The sequence below is a fragment of the Xylanibacter ruminicola Ga6B6 genome (genome assembly GCF_000687715.1).
In the GTDB taxonomy this organism is placed as follows: domain Bacteria; phylum Bacteroidota; class Bacteroidia; order Bacteroidales; family Bacteroidaceae; genus Prevotella; species Prevotella ruminicola_B.
Genome location: NZ_JHXD01000016.1, coordinates 40772 through 57056, shown reverse-complemented (window position 1 = coordinate 57056; position 16285 = coordinate 40772). Strand labels below are relative to the sequence as shown.

Genomic DNA, 16285 nt, shown 5'->3' with positions numbered 1-16285 from the left:
AGATTCGTAGGCTTTTTCTTTTCATTTAGGGTAACTTTTTGTATATTTGCAGAAGAATAAACAATTTAATCGATTAAACATTTGACGCTTATGAAAAAGTTATTATCTATTGCAGTTTTTGGATTAGTATTATCCAGCTGTACAAAGGGTTTTGATGCACCGGAGCCAACTCCCGATCCAACCCCAGACCCAACCCCAACAAACAACGAGGTAACTCAAGCTGAGATTGATGCCAACGTTGCTAATGTTTTTGGAACTACCTTCAGTCCCAATCAGGATTGGAGTTCTACAACCAAGTATACAGTTACAATCACAGCTGATGCTCCAATGAGTGACATCGCAAAAGTTCAGATTTTGACAGAAGCTCCTTACTTTAACGAGGATGCCCGTGTGCTGAACGAGGCCACAACCAGTAAAGGCCAATCTGTTGCGTTGACATACGACTGCCCTGCCGAATATACTGAGTTGGTAGCTGCTTGCGTTGATAGTAAAGGAATCTACTATATAGCAGGTTTCAAGGCAGGCGATGCTCAAGTTACTTTCCGGAAAGTAGCCCAGGCCCGCACAAGAGCAGCATATGATCTTCCTGCTTTCCCAGCTACAAGCGGCTTGAAGATGAAATACAGAAATTCAGCTCTCTCATATAATGCTATCCGTGCTCAAAAGGCTGGACAGGATGGTGAAGATGCCAGCATTAATCCTTGGCTGAACAGCAATTGGAACAATGAGCGCATCTGGATGTTTAATAATGAAGGTGGTAATGATACTTGGAAAGTTGAAAGACAGACCATTTTCCGTGAGGTTACAATAACCGATGCGGAGAAGCAAGGGTTGGAGACGATCTTGAAAGATGTTGGTGGAAGATTTGGACGTGATGATACTCATAAAAAAGAAAATTTGGAGATCATTCGTAATTCTCCAGTATATCAGCTGACTAAAAATTACCTGGTTGCTGATGGAAAAGCTCCTATCACATTGACGCCTGTTCAGATACAAACTACGGATTATTCTAGTGTAGCCTTGTATTATTATTATTTTAAACCAAGCGAGTTGGAGGGTAAGTCAGAGGAAGAGCAACTTACTTTCCTAAAGAACCTGCCTAAGTTCAAGTGTGTTGATGGTAAGCAGACAAAGGAAGCAAGCGGCACCGCTAGTGGTAATGGTGAATTCTTTAAGGTTCATGAATATGTTCTGCCTTATTTCGGTGATGTGACGAGTAGTCCTACTACTGATCTTGAAGTGCAGGGCTTCACAATTCCTGCAGGCTATTATATAGGCTTTATGCTAAGAAAGAATAAGAACGACTATAAAGATCCTTATATGCCAAATAACGATATTACTGGCTATAACGGAACAAACTATGCTAATAAATCATATGCTAAAATTGAAAATGGCGAGGTATATGCTGATGGTCGTTTGAACGAGCAGATTAATCAGTATCCGAAGTTTAACGAGGCTGTAGATAAAGGTATGTTGCTGAATGACCCTCGTGCTGCCATCTTTGGTGCAAACCAAAAAGCATATATGATGTTTGAAGACGGAAGTGATGTTAACTTCGTAGATATAATAGTAGAAATTAATGGTGGCCTGAAAGAGGTTGATGCTGCCCATGAGATTAATAGTAATGTGTATACTTTCTGCTTCGAGGATCGCAAACTTGGTGACTATGATATGAATGACGTTGTAATCAAGGCCGAGCGCCTGAATATTTCACAGGTTAAGTACTCTGTAGTTGCCTGTGGTGCATACGATGAACTTTATCTTCGCAATATCAATGGTCAGACATTGAATGAGAACACCGAGATTCACGCATTGTTTAACGTTACCAATCTCTCGACGTTTATCAATACCCAGACCAAGAACTACGAGCCTGTTTCAGAAGTAATTACAGTCGATCCTTCGTTCAGTTTTACAGATTTCTCTAAGCAGGTGTATATCTACAATAAGACTCAGGATTACGATGTTAAGATGTCGCAAAAGGGCGAGGATCCTCATGGTATCATGATTCCTAGCGATTTCAAGTATCCTATAGAGAAGACCTGTATTAAGGATGCTTATAAGCAGTTTAATAACTGGGGCGAGAATCCTGTAAGCTCTACTAATTGGTATCTAGCTCCAGAGGATGGAAAAGTGATGAGTGTATCTGTAAAATAACTATAATTCTTTATATCATAAGAGGCGTGTGCAATCAGTTGCACGCGCTTCTTGTTGTGTAATTAATGTTAAATTTCTTAGATTTGTAGATTTTTTATCCTTGTTTAGGATTTAAATTTGTAACTTTGCCAAAAAATAAGCAATATAATCAATTAAATATTTGACATTTATGAAAAAGTTACTTTCATTAGCAGTTTTCGGATTAGTATTATCCGGCTGTACAAAGGGTTTTGATGCACCAGAGCCAACACCAGAGCCAACTCCCGATCCAACACCAACAGGTGTAACTGATGAAGAAGTCAAAGCAAACTTCGAAAATATTTTCGGAGTATCTTACTCTTCTGAGCAGGACTGGATTACTACTGCAAAAGGTTCTGTTAATGTTACTGCAAACGCGAATGTAAAGAAGGTCGCCATTATGGCATTAGTAGCTCAGACTGATGAAGATGGTGAGACATTCAACTCAATGACGGTACTGAATGAGGCAGAAACTAACGGACAGTCTTCATTGAGTATTAATTACGATGCTCCAGGTAAGAACGAAGGCTTGTATGCAGCATTCTATACGGATAATGGTTGCTATTATCAAAAGATTGAAGGCAATGCTGTTGCATTCAGTCGCGCAGCTAAAACTCGTGCAACCGATGTCTTCCCAATCCCAACGGGCGAGTTCAGTATTGCCTCAAGCGAGTCCTCTTATGCCGCACAGCGTGAGGGCTATTTAGTTGATGGCGTTACCGATGAGAAACTTTACTCTTTCAATGATTATGCAGGATTAAAGATGGATGCTCCTGCTTATACAGATGGCTATGCAAACAGACTGAGAGACTTAATTTTTGCATACTTCCCTAATGGAAGAACTCATGAAAATTATAAAAAGGTTCTTGCTACGGGATATAGCGATGACAATGCTTATCGTACAACAACGGGTGAGAATTCACCAATTGTAGTTTGTCCAATTTACAAGTGCGATGGTGCAACAAAATATGGTAATGAGGTTTATAATTCAGATTTGTACTATTATTATTTTAAAGAGGCTGATTTAAATGCTGCTGCAAATAAAACTGCTTTCTTGCAGAATTTGCCGAAGTACAAGTTGATACCTTTTAATCAGTATTTTGGCGAAAATGAAGATGATAAACTAGAAAAGCGTTCTGCTTATGCATGCCTCTATTTTGGCGATGGTACTCCAGAGATTGGCAAAAAGGGCACATTTATATTCCCCGAGGGCTATAAGATTGGCTTTATGGTACGTGCGAAGACTGATTATGCAGAAGGAGATCCTAAGAAGCCCAGAAAGCAAGGTGAATTGTATTTCGATGGACGTTTAAATACAAAAATTAATAGTGATGATGATTTTAACTTTAAAAGTTCAAAGTTAAAGGATGGTCAACCTCGTGCTACATGGTTTAAGATGGAAGATCGCATATTGCTTTGTTGGGAGTCTGGAACCGATGCTGATTTTAATGATATTCTTTTGGAAGTAGAGGGTAGTGTATCAGATCCAGAGACTGTGGTAGAGTTTGAACACAATACTTATACCTATTGCTTTGAGGACCGACAGCTGGGTGATTATGACTTGAACGATGTTGTTATTAAGGCAAAGCGTCTTGACAAAACTCATGTACAGTATGCTATTGTTGCCTGCGGTGCCTACGATAATCTATTTGTCAAGAATATAAATGCCGGAGTGATAAATGACGATACTGAAATCCATTCTCTCTTCGGTAAGGGTACAAATGTGTTTATCAACACTGAGAGTGGTGCTGAATATATTGAGCCAATTGTAGTAACTAAGGAGGTAAGTGAGGCATTCAGCTTCCTGGATGAGGCTACTCAGCCATACCTCTACGACAAATCAACTGGCATGGAGGTTAAACTGTCTAAAAAAGGCCAGGATCCTCACGGAATCATGCTACCTTACGACTTCAAGTATCCACTTGAAAAGGTTTGTATCAAGGATGCATATAAGGAATTCAACAATTGGGTTTCACAAAATAAGGATATTCTTGGAACAAATTGGTACACCAAACCCCAAAATGGAAAGGTATATACAAAGTAAGATTCTTAATAAGTATATTTTAAGTCGTGTAAAGTATATGCTTTGCACGACTTTTTATTATTATTTATAAGTATCAATAAATTTGTAGATTTGTGTAGTTTTTTTTATATTTGTATTTTTTTTAATGCTGCGAAAAAATTTTGGGCGTATGTCTCTTTATCAAAAAACTTTGAGCGTTCTAATGAAGCGTTTGACATCTGTTCGCGCTTCTTGGGATGCTGATAGAGGTCGAGAATTGCTGCTGCAAGATTGTCTATGATATTATTTCTTTCAACTATTGTAGCTACACCTTCGCAAATTTCCGGTATTCCACCGCTGCGTGTTGTTATGAGTGGTAATCCTGCGGCCATAGCCTCTACAATTGTAAGTCCGAATGGTTCTTCCCACATAGATGGTACGACGGCGATATCTCCTACCTTAAGATATGATGGAATCATTTGGTAATTGATAAAGCCAGTGAATATTACGTTGTCTTTTATTGGTTCCGACTCTTCTATGAGTTTAGTGACAAAGGGAGTGGGGGTCTTGTCTTTCCCATATGCACTAGCCCCGATTATCAGAAGTTTTAAATTAGGAATGTCTTCTAATTGCTTGATAGCCTGAATAAGTTCAAGTATACCTTTTTCTTTTGTTAGTCTACCGCTATATACAATAACAAAATCATCATCCTTAAGTCTTATTTGTTGTCTTGCTATTTGTGTTGTTTGATAGAACTTTTTGGTATCTATTCCATTCAAGACAGTATGGCTTTTAGTGTCTTTGGGGGTTATCGATTTTACCCTTTCTGTAATATATGATGATGTATTGATTATTAGACTATAAGAGTCATATATGTCTTGATATTGACGTACTTGATTATTTAAGAAATCGTTTTCTTGATGTAAAACTAATTTTGCACATGTTTTTCCTCTTAATTTTAGAGAGAATGCAGGACGATTTTCAACAATAATTATGTCGTAGTCATGTCTTTTAATATGTTTTAGGGCTCTTTCAAGGAAGTACTCGACAGAATAATGGTAGTACTCCTGGCCTCCATGTTTTTGTAGGTATATTCTTTTCCAGATTTTGCCCCACCAACTATTGATGTTGAAGTATATGTATTTATTACATGTTGTAACTGGATATTTATAATTTCTCAAAGAAGAATTGAAAACACTATAAACGGTTATGTCATGTAAATGGCGTTCGGCGTTGTACTCAAGGCATGAGTCTATAAGATTCTCCACAGCTCCACCCTGAACAGCAGGAACGGGAAGTATACCAGATGTTAGTATCGCAATTCTCATATTCTTATTTTTTTATTTTGCAAAGATATTAAAAAACTTGTATTAATTTGGCAAATTTCATTTATTTTTGTATTTTTGTAGCCAAATAAATATAATACAACATGGGGAAACGGCTTGAATATGTAGATATAGCAAAGGGAATCGGGTTAATACTTGTTGTTTGTTCTCATTCTGATGCATTTGATTTGATGTGGTATATGATGGACATGTGTATTCCGATTTTCTTTTTTTGTTCTGGATACACCTTCAAAATTAAAGAAACATTTAGGGACGCGATGGCAAAAAAGTTTAGGAGACTATTTATGCCTTATTTGTTTTTCAATATGGTGTTGCTGTTCGTGTTTTTTCATTTTTCTTTGCGCGAACTAATTGGTATTATATATTCGCGTTTTAGTCTTTATCCATTGGATGTTACTCCTAATATTAAATTCTTTACGTCTGGAAACTACCCCATGTGGTTTCTTACCAGCATGATTATGTCGTATTTTTTATTTTATCTTCTTGTCTATTATGAGAAGTATAAACATGCTTTAATGCTTCTATACGCGTTGTTGGTTGTATGTTTCATGAAAAGTCCGATATTGTTGCCTTGGAGTATTGATACAGCCCCATTAACCGCAATGTTGATTTATGTTGGGATGAAGATTAGAAAACATGATTTAATATCGATGGATGCATATCAAGTGTTATTTTTGGTGCTATTATATATAGGGCTTAGATGTGTGGGAGGAGAATTGAATATTTCTGTTCGAGAGTATGGTTCTTCAATTGCTATATATTTCCTTCTAGCAATAATCGCTTCTATTGTTGTGTTGTGGGGATCGAAGTTTCTGGAGGGTACATTCGTTGGCAGATGTTTCTTTACATTAGGAAAACATTCTCTGACAATATTTAGTGTAGAAATCGCTTTTATCGTTTTAGCAAAGGATATATATCGGTGGATATTCCCAGGCAGTGAGCTTGGTTATATGGCGGGTATATTTGAAATCTTTTTGACTCTGTTGGGCGGTTTGTTCGTCTCTATACTAATTCATAAAAGTAAATTCTTAAGCCGAGTTGTTGATGGTTCGTAAGACTTTTATTATAATTGGGTGTTTATTGCTATTTTGTTTAGCTTACGGATTTTATTATGTTCGTTGGCGTGATTTATGGTCAATATGTCAGCAAGAACCGATTTATAAAACAAAAAAATGCAATGATGATACTCTTAGAGTTGTGATGATTGGCGACAGTTGGGCTAGCCTACATTCCGAGTTGCATATGGACTCGTATTTGTGTTCGGAACTGGGGAAGGGTATTTCGTGCCCCATAATGGTTGCTTCTAAAGGTAAAGGCGGCGAGAAGAGTAGGGGGATATATCGCTATATGTTCCAGAATACTGGTTGTGGCACCAAAACGCTGTTTATTGTGGAACCAGATTATTGTATCGTTTTGGCAGGCATCAATGATGCGGCTGCCAATTGGGGGACGAAGCAATTCTGTGCGCACTATAAAATGATTCTGAACTTCCTCTTGTCTAAACATATTCGCCCAGTCATTATTGAAATTCCTGACGTGGATATTTGGCATATTTATGGCGATAAATCTTGGAAAGATTTAATGGCAGATTTTGTAAAATCAACCATGACCGGATGCAGAATGTATCATTTCCATGAGTATCGTGAAGCCTTGAAGGTTATGTTATTTGAGGAGCATCTGATGGAGCAGGTTGTTTATATCCCGATGGAATGTTGGAACGAAGAGAGAGAGCGTATTAATCAGAATCTGTTAATGGCAGACAGAATACACTTGAATCGTCGGGGCTACGAAAAACTTGACGCATGCATTGCGAAGGCAATAATATGCGACCTACAGCAGGCGAAGGATTCCGCTTTTGTCTATCAGCCAATGAACGAGAATGCCGAGTAGTGATGAAATTATAATAAGAGTTACCGTGATGGTATCGTGCCAAGCTGGCTCAATGACAATGTTCTCGGTGACAATGGCGTGAAAGAAAATGGCTTGTATCAGGTACGTTTCTAGGCTTGATTTCCCGATGATTGCGAGGGTTCGGCGCAAGAATCGGGCTTGTTTGATCAGTATGGTGAAGCATATGATGAACAGTGGGAGTAGAAATACAAGTGATAAGTATTTGTAGTTGTAAATCTCATGGTGGTGGGGGTATAGCAAAATAAAGCATGGAATACCCGCCACTAGAATTATGAGGAAATACTTTATACTTGTATTTTGTTTCATCCAGTAGGCACACATCATTCCTAACATGAAAGGCGGAATGCGGTATAGTAGGAAAAAGTGGGGATCCTTAGGGCTTACGATTTCCTTTGCCACCACGAAGCAGGAAATAACTATGATGACAATGGCAAGGCAGATAATTAAGTGCATTTGCCTCTTATCAATCATTTTTTTTAGGAAAGGTGCCAGAAGATAGAGTACCACGATAGAAGGTACGTACCATTCCCAGTATAGATTATTTGTCCAAAATCCAATCGTAGAATATCTGTAAAGATAATCAAAGAAGTTATCGTTGAATAGAATAATGCTGGCCGGTACTCCTAATAGGTAATAGGTTGGGAAAATGCGCAATATTCTTCTCCTATAAAATGTTCGTATGCAGGAATTTTTGTCAAGCGAAAAGTATAGTCCAAGGCCTGATACAAGTATGAAAATCTCTACACCGGAAAAACCGTATTGCGAAATGAATCCCAAGGGCTTTATCTGGGTGAAGGTGAAGTGCAACATCATAATCCATACAATGGCACACCCCATCAGCTCTGATCGATAGGTGGATATGTCTTTAATCTCAAATGGTACTTTCATATTTCTTATCGGATATGTCCTTTTCCCATTTTCCAAAGTATGCGATCTTTCCATTGATAGTATTTCGTCATTAGTTGGCGCTTCCGACAATAGTATTTCAACTTGAAAGTGGCGAAGTGTTTGGGATAGTCAATTATCGCTTTAGGGGTAATTAGAAAGTGCCCGTAGTCCTTCACCGTGTCTTTCATAAATGGGCGGTGTTGGAAGTGGGCGTAGAGTGATTCTCTCTTTTCCATATTACCATTGTTGAATCGGAGCATATAGAGTTTGTTGCCCACATGTTCGAACAGAACCTGTTGCCAGCCTCGGGTGAGGCTGTTCATATGGTATGATTGTTTTGGGGGAGTGATGTTGTCAAATTGCCAATCTAAAAAACAGTCTTCCGTACGGCAATCTTTCCATTTGTCAGCTGTTCCTTTATGGTCATATTCATCGAAGAACGTCTGTTTATGTATTGTTAGTACTTCTCTATAGTTCTGATAGCCGGGAATAATAACTCTATAGTAGTTATTGGTTTCCTCGTCATTTCTATAAAGTGTTAAATGGCCGAATCCTAAGAAAAACTTATAACGTTCTAGTACTTCTTCTGTAAAAAAAGTTCTAAAGTCTCCATAAACGACATCCAAATCGCCATAGCCCCAGAAATCATAATTCCCGATAAATTGCTGAAGTGCTTGTCCGTACACAGGTTTGAAATCGCATAGGATATAGGGACGGTCGAGAACTATTGGAAAATCAAAGACAGCCTGAATGTATTGTCTAAAATCTTCGAATTTCATTTTGTGTACAATGATGTTCTTTGCAGGGGCAACATCTGCATCTGTGAAAAACATAAAATCAACAGATGGATTGCGGAGTGCTGATTCACGCCACATCTTGTATTGTACAGGTAACTTGCCGAAATAGGGAAATATGATAACTATTGACTTCATAATCTTTATTATATTTTCATGAGACGATAGAGTATTTTGATAAGATACGTCATCCATTTGAGGCCCTTAGAGGTCTCAAGGAGATCGAGGAATTTATATGTTGTAGTTTTATCTAATAACGTAAGAGTCTGATAATCTTTAATGGCACCGCACGGTAGAAACTCAGAAAGGACTGCTTGGTGCTCCGCGATGCGTTGTTCATTATGAGATTTACTGATTCCATCAGGTTCTCTTTTGCATATGATCTCGTTGGTTAAACCAACACTACATCCCTCAACGCAGATTTTTTGGATATAGAATTTAATGTCTGCTACAATCTTAAGTGATTCATCATAAAGTGTCTTATCGAAGAGTTCACGTTTAAAAAAAGAACTCTGATGAGGCAGCGTCTGGATATAGAAAGTGAGCATAGAAATGCGTGGTGGTAGAATTGTGCTGAAGCCTTGTTGTGTCTGCGAGTTGTAATGATAGTCTTTACCCACAATAATGTCACAGACTAATTGTTCGTCATTAATATGTTGGAGAACATTTTCGGTATAAAAGCTATCACCAGAATTCATGAAGTTCAGATAATCACCTGTCGCTTTCTTGATGCCTTTATTCATGCCCTGATATATTCCACCATCAGGTTCTGATACCCAGTATTTAATATAAGCGTCGTATTTTTTTATGACATCAACACTGCCATCGGTTGAACCACCATCTATTACAATAAACTCAAAATCATGAAAAGTCTGATGAATCACGCTTTCGATAGTTTTGCGTAATCCTTCTTTATTATTGTAATTGACGGTGATAATAGAGTATTTCATTTTTTTCTAATGTTTTTGATTCTAGATAAACAATTCTTAGCTCCTTTGGCAAACAATAAAGTAGCACAGAGGTCGATAGTTAAGAATATAACCATACCAACGATTGCATACATGACCCAGTCCCATATACTTTGATAGGGATTGATTGGTACAAGAGAAATAATAAAAGTGGCGAGAATAAATGAAAAGAGTGAAATGCTATAGTTTCTAATAGCTCCTTTCCAGTATATAGATACAGACTCTTTGAATCCAGAGGTGAATAGATAATATGGTTTCCATAAGACAACAATAGTCAATAAACTTGCAATCTTCCCTAGTAGAATACCTATAATTCCCCATTTGAGTCCACCAATGATGGTTATGCTTACATTTATAAAGAGTTCTGTCCATGCTGACCAAACGTCAGCATATAAACCATGTGCATAATTAAAACTGTCAACTGAAGTACGGGAATTGGTGATATATATATAAATAATCAGCAAAATAAGAATTCTGCGATCCATGATGTATTCATGACCGAGCCAATGGGAGATGAAAGGTTCAATAAAAGAATAAAGTGAAAAACTAAGAATTGCGGCTATAGTATGCTGAATAGTGGTAAATTCCCAAAAGACTTTCATCATACTTTGTTTGTTTCCTTCTGCTACTAAGTTGCCAACACTGGCACCAACACTACCAGTTATTGCAGAGAATAACGATATTAATTTTGAAATGATGATCATGTAATTTCCATAATAAGCAACCATTTTTAGAGAAACAAAGAGGAATATGAATAATTCATCACTCTTGACCAGTACAAAGTCTTTAATCTTATGAATAAATACTTGTTTGGTCTTAGTCATAATCTCCGGATATTGCTTCAGTAGTGTACTACCGCGTTTTTTGTCAACATTAAGCCACGGATATTCTTTATTGATTTTCCAATTTAAAATAATACATCCGATGATTCCAAATACGAATTCAATTCCAACCCAGATATAAAGATTATGATATGTATATGCTAAGAATATCTGCAGTAATATTTTAATGATATTGGCAGACTGGAAATAAATGGCAACAAGATAGTTTTTTTGGTCTGCTGTCAGTAGAATTTGGCGATAGTTAATAAAATAGCCAATTAGTGAAGATCCTAGAAATGAAAAATAGGCAAAATAGATAATACCAAGTCCGAGTTCTGTTTTTGAGAAAATAAACGGAAAAGATAGACTTATGAGGATGCCACCTGCTAAAATTATGTAGCCAATCCAATTGTATAGGTATCCCAATAGTGAGAGTATGTCTTGGATTTCTTGTTTGTTATTCGTCTGAAGTGGCTTAAAAAGGAAATAACCGATGCAAGCTGTTATTCCAAGTTCTGCTAAGTTCAGATAACCTAGAATGTTGCCAAGTGTACCGGCTAGACCAATAAACTCAACTCCCAAACAATCGAGGAAAACTTTGCGGGAGAAAAAAGCTAAAAACAAAGTAAGGAAGTAAAAAACTAGGTTTACTTCCGCATTTAATATGCTCTTATGTACTCTTCCACTCATGTCGTATGTTCGGTATGAATGAAGTCGGTATTTTTCCTGTCCATGTGGAGTACGTTTTTGAGCATACGAAGAACCAAACCAGGGATGGTAAATACCTTAGAGAATGAACGGAAGCGGATTTCCTTAGGGATGGCTACGAATAACGACAGACCTAATATTGCCAATGTAATCCACCATTTTTCACACCATTCTGGCATGGCAATAGTCATAAAAATGGAGATGGCTGTTAATAATACTATCAATATAGATCTAGGGATTAATGCCTGTTGGATAGTTTTGTCGACAAAGTTAACTTTTCCATGAACCAAGGCTCCTGGGATTTTGGGGAGGTTACTCATCAGACTCTGAACCTGAGCTGTCATCCAGCGCATACGTTGTTTCTGGAAGTTGTCCTGGTTGCTGACTTTTTCATCGAAGACGTGAATTTCAGGCGCATATTTGATAAAAATTTCCTGATGAAGCAAAAGAGCCTCCATCTCACGGTCTTCACCGGCTGTAGAGAGCTGGAAAACATTCTTTCTAAAGAGTTCATAGTTAAAACACATGCCAGAACCAATCAAAGCAGAAGACAGTCCTAGGCGATTATGGGCTTTACGGAAAATGGTATTATTAATCTCTTCGCTGGCGCCATCAAGAACAGCCACATCGTTATTGGCATTTTTGGCACAGCGGTGGCACTGAATAGCATCGTAAACAGAACATAATACGTTTAATTGCGACAGAAATTCTGGGCGTACGACATTATCAGCATCAAGTACAACGACATTATCGAAGGTTTCGGGTATCTCGTCGATGGCATACTGCATGGCTTTGGCCTTAGAACTCTTTTCGAATGTTGGTGTTAGTAACTTGATGGGGAGCGTGCGCAAATACTCATTAGTCTCTGGCTTCATGTGGTCAGAAATCACAGCAACAGTATATAAGTTTTCAGGATAATCCTGTTCCAAGAAATGTTCTACAGCATTAATGATGACGCGGTCTTCGTTGTAAGCTGGATAGAGGATGAGGAATTTGGTCATCCTATTGGTCAATGCTGCAGCATGAATGGCTACGCGATCTTCTTTTTCATAGAATAATGAGATAACGGCGAAGAATGCTACATAGGCAACAGAGCCTAAAATGAGCACCCATAGGGTAATGTCAATGATGTGTAATATCTGCCAAATCATAATTAAGTGATATTATTATTTAGTTAGTTTCTTTTTTCTTATGAATTAATTTTGTGGTAATAATCCCCCATAACGTAATGAATGGTGAACGTAAAAACGTGCGGTCCCACATTTCATCCACCAGATAATCTGGTGTAGCTAAAGCAAAGAAGAATAGTACAGCGGAACTGACAATCCACCATTTGAGAGCTAATGTTAGATATATGAAAGGAAGTATGATACTCATAATCATCATGATGCCAATCATGCTGGTACGAGGCGTCAGCATCCATTGAATGAGTTTATCTGCCCAATCGTATTGTTTTCGTAGGAATGCACCAGGCAAATATCTAATGTTTCTTAGTAAGTTTTGAAATTGTTGTAAAGTCCAACGGCCATGCTGTTCATTCATTTTGCTGGTGGTTCTTTTCTTTTCGCCATAAAGCAGTATGTTGTCAAAATAATCGATGAAATATCCTTGCTTTAATAAAAGTGCTTCTAACTCTTTGTCTTCACCCGCAGTTTTGGCTTTCATGACATTGGTCTTGAACCATCGGAAATCATAGGCAGTTCCTGAACCAGCTAATGCTGCTGAAATACCGAGATTAATGTGCCCTTTGCGGAAGATGTTGTTGTTGATTTCTTCGAAAATTGATCCCATTCGTGCAGCTGCCGTATCTCTATTTCGGGAAATACGATGCAGCTGGATGGCTTTTGTTGCAGCAGTTTCGAAGGCGTCGTTTACTTTTGTCAAGAAATCTTGCTCAACGATATTGTCGGCATCTAAAACCATAGCAATATCGTAGATTTTGAATTCGGGCAATTTTAGAATGGCATATTGAAGCGATTTCGCTTTGGTACTTTCTGCAAAATCGGGTGTCAACAATGTGATAGGGTATTGGGCCAATCGCATGTTAGTTATCTCTGATTGGTGGTCGGATACCACAACCACGTCGAAGAGACGTTGTGGGTAGTCTTGGCTTAAGATAGAAACGACAGATTGTTCAATAACGCTGTCCTGTTTGTGAGATGGGATGATGATGGCAAAACGGTTTTGAGTTTTGGCTTTATCCAAAACAGAATCTCTTGTAAAAAGAGAGGCTACAGAAAAAATACCTAGATAAAGCACTGTTCCTGCAACAGGGATAAATAGTATCCAATCGATGATATATAGTATAATCCAGAAATCCATGTCGTTAATTGATAATTTGTAATTGACAGTTGACAATGCCTTTGCAGATGGATTTGACTAAGTCAAATCTGCCTTGGAGGGTGTATTTGATTATGTCGCGAGGGGCGACTATACCAATAAGGTATATATATGATAGGTATTTGCTAATACCTTTGTAATTTCGTTTTACTAGCAATAATCTATTGCGAGTTATATAGTATGTACGGAGGGGGCTGTTTTGACCAGTTGTTTGGCTTTCTTTGTGGTAAACGGTACATGCTGGATCGTACCATATTTCGTAACCGGCCCGGGTGAACATCATTGACCAGTCTATTTCTTCGTAATAAAGAAAGTAACATTCGGGCATGAGGCCGACTTTATCAATGGCTTCACGCTTTAGCAACATAGCTGCTCCATGAGCGTATGGAGTTTGGTGGGCTTTGTTGTATTGTCCATGGTCTTCTTCGCCGAAGCCAATGGCTTGGTTCCTCACTGTTATTTTTGATAAAGGGGAGTAGCCGGCAAACTGAATTGGATTGCTATCCCATGCAAAACGGAGTTTGGGGCAGATGATACCGATCTTATCTGATGATTCTAGGCGTTTAATGAGCGGTTCTATATTGAACTCCTTGAAATAGGTGTCGTTATTAATTAAAAGAACGTACTTGCCTTTTGCTTCCTTAATACCTAAATTATTACCTCCGGCAAAACCGAGATTACGCGGACTGCGAATGACTTTAACGTGTGGATAATTCTCAGCAATGATGCCTGCTTCGTCTTGAGTTGAGGCATTATCTACCACTATCACCTCCATATCATTGTTGAAGGGGAAGGAACCAATCAACTCGCAGGTATCTTTCAGACCGTTGTAATTGATCGTTATGATGGATAATTTATACTCGTTTTGCAAGTTTCTTTTCCAGTTTTAATCTTTTCTTTTCTTCTTGTATCGCAATTCGTTGTTGTTCGTATTCTGTCCATGCAGGTTCTAGTTCAGGCAATATGAAAACGATAGAGAGCCCGCCATAGAATATTAAGCAATTGGGAAACTGCATTATAACCTGATTTGCATATCCGCCTAGTTGTATCGATAAAAAGGCACAAGTGAACCCTGCTCCTATTCCCCTAAGTGATGCATTTTTCAATCTAAATAAAATTGTGGAACATGCTGCAGCTATCATTATTGCTGTACAAATAATAAACATAGTCATTCCGATGGGACCTGTACGTATCCATATAAATACATACTCAGAGTCGGGCGGTATTGTAGCTAACTTAAAATATTTACTATTTGCAGGTACATTATCCCATCCCATACCCAAACCAATGCCCCATGGTGCATCTTGAATGTATTTCCTGATAACTTCTTTATTTACTTCGCGGACATTTGCAGAAGCGTCATCTTTATTGAATGCTGATCGCATTCTACGAATTTGCTGGTTACCATTTCCTATTGTGGTAAAGGCTAGAATAAAGGCAAATATACCAAATACTATGGTGAAAGGTATTGCTATCTTAAATGACTTTGATATGAATATGTAAAGTGCAAAACCTGCGGCAACACAAAAAATTGCTGTTCTTGTTCCAGATGCAAACATTCCCCAAAAAACGAGTATACCGGTAATTAAGAATAAGAGTTTGTCTTTTCTAATTCTCGTCGTCATGCCGAAAAGAATAAATGCAACTGTTGTTGCTGCAGCGTTACAACCATAATTTGCAGCATCGCTAAATGTTGAAAAATAGCGTATAAGTGTTCCGGCATTAAGAATGTGTGTTAATCGGCCACGAGTCTGGATCCATGCGTTTTCTGCAGGAGTAAACCCCATGTTTTGCTGTTTCCATACCCAAAATGCAGAAAATAGAGACAAAAATGCCCATAGTTTAATGTATCTCATCAATATTTTAGGTGATGATATATAGATAGTAAAAACAAGAAATGTGTATAATAGTTGAAAGGCCATAAGTCTTGCTCCTTGGTACCAAGCTCCGAAATTTATGCCTAAATTACATGTGTCATTAAGAATCTCCAATGTGCAGAAACTACACCATATAATCAAGGCTAATAGCATGGGATTTAGTATCTTTTCAATTTTTGCGGTTTGGCGGATATCAAAAATAGCAATAGCTAATAACAAAATTTCGAGCATTTCATTTGGTAGAGACATTGGGATAGGAAGCGTAATGTCTTTCATCTGAATGAGATAGTTAATGACTATTAATGCCCAAAACGTGAACATCCTTTGGTTGAATGCTAAATATACAAAAACTATTACGAGAGGTGAAACGCATATTAAAGCAAGCGCATTTAGACCAGATGTAATTAATTGGTATATTGCAAGGAAAAATAGGAGAAAGAGTAATAATACTCTTCCTC

Annotated in this window: 13 protein-coding genes; 4 read left to right on the top strand and 9 right to left on the bottom strand. The window is 37.9% G+C overall.

The features are described from left to right. The first annotated feature begins 90 nt into the window (after positions 1–90). On the top strand, positions 91–2154 hold the full coding sequence (locus tag T500_RS0110310; RefSeq protein WP_028908044.1) for a DUF4842 domain-containing protein: 2064 nt from the start codon (positions 91–93) through the stop codon (positions 2152–2154). A gap of 169 nt (positions 2155–2323) precedes the next feature. Then, a complete protein-coding gene (locus tag T500_RS0110305; RefSeq protein WP_155267512.1) occupies positions 2324–4216 on the top strand; it encodes a DUF4114 domain-containing protein in 1893 nt (630 codons plus the stop codon). Between the two features lie 104 nt (positions 4217–4320). Here the strand turns inward: T500_RS0110305 and T500_RS0110300 are convergent, their stop codons facing one another. Further along, positions 4321–5502, bottom strand: coding sequence for a glycosyltransferase family 4 protein (locus T500_RS0110300; RefSeq protein ID WP_028908042.1), 1182 nt, complete (start codon positions 5500–5502; stop codon positions 4321–4323). Positions 5503–5603: 101 nt separating this feature from the next. On the opposite strand from T500_RS0110300, the gene T500_RS0110295 reads away from it, so the two are divergent. Together T500_RS0110295 and T500_RS0110285 are read left to right on the top strand one after the other, a co-directional pair. Further along, positions 5604–6575 carry an acyltransferase family protein gene (locus T500_RS0110295; RefSeq protein ID WP_028908041.1) on the top strand — a complete coding sequence of 324 codons (972 nt, stop codon included), beginning with the start codon at positions 5604–5606 and terminating at the stop codon, positions 6573–6575. Continuing rightward, on the top strand, positions 6565–7410 hold the full coding sequence (locus T500_RS0110285; RefSeq protein WP_155267511.1) for an SGNH/GDSL hydrolase family protein: 846 nt from the start codon (positions 6565–6567) through the stop codon (positions 7408–7410). Before T500_RS0110295 ends, T500_RS0110285 begins: the two co-directional genes overlap by 11 nt. Here the strand turns inward: T500_RS0110285 and T500_RS0110280 are convergent. The 8 genes from T500_RS0110280 to T500_RS0110245 are packed head-to-tail and all read right to left on the bottom strand — an operon-like array spanning position 7351 to position 16103. Next, positions 7351–8319, bottom strand: coding sequence for an acyltransferase family protein (locus T500_RS0110280; RefSeq protein ID WP_028908039.1), 969 nt, complete (start codon positions 8317–8319; stop codon positions 7351–7353). The two genes, T500_RS0110285 and T500_RS0110280, sit on opposite strands and share 60 nt — an antisense overlap. Positions 8320–8324: 5 nt before the next feature. Continuing rightward, a complete protein-coding gene (locus T500_RS16445) occupies positions 8325–9251 on the bottom strand; it encodes a DUF6625 family protein (RefSeq protein ID WP_051612010.1) in 927 nt (308 codons plus the stop codon). An 8-nt stretch (positions 9252–9259) separates the two neighbouring features. Next, positions 9260–10063 (bottom strand): glycosyltransferase family 2 protein, encoded by an 804-nt coding sequence (locus T500_RS0110270; RefSeq protein WP_028908038.1) that lies wholly within the window; start codon positions 10061–10063, stop codon positions 9260–9262. Then, positions 10060–11592 (bottom strand): lipopolysaccharide biosynthesis protein, encoded by a 1533-nt coding sequence (locus tag T500_RS0110265; protein WP_028908037.1) that lies wholly within the window; start codon positions 11590–11592, stop codon positions 10060–10062. Before T500_RS0110265 ends, T500_RS0110270 begins: the two co-directional genes overlap by 4 nt. After that, a complete protein-coding gene (locus tag T500_RS0110260) occupies positions 11589–12761 on the bottom strand; it encodes a glycosyltransferase (RefSeq protein WP_028908036.1) in 1173 nt (390 codons plus the stop codon). The genes T500_RS0110265 and T500_RS0110260 overlap by 4 nt, the downstream gene beginning before the upstream one ends. A gap of 19 nt (positions 12762–12780) precedes the next feature. Then, on the bottom strand, positions 12781–13932 hold the full coding sequence (locus T500_RS15770) for a glycosyltransferase family 2 protein (protein ID WP_036908972.1): 1152 nt from the start codon (positions 13930–13932) through the stop codon (positions 12781–12783). Between the two features lie 4 nt (positions 13933–13936). Then, complete coding sequence (locus tag T500_RS0110250) at positions 13937–14821, bottom strand: glycosyltransferase family 2 protein (protein ID WP_028908035.1); 885 nt, start codon at positions 14819–14821, stop codon at positions 13937–13939. Next, on the bottom strand, positions 14805–16103 hold the full coding sequence (locus tag T500_RS0110245) for an O-antigen ligase family protein (RefSeq protein ID WP_196243499.1): 1299 nt from the start codon (positions 16101–16103) through the stop codon (positions 14805–14807). The genes T500_RS0110250 and T500_RS0110245 overlap by 17 nt, the downstream gene beginning before the upstream one ends. Positions 16104–16285 lie beyond the last annotated feature (182 nt).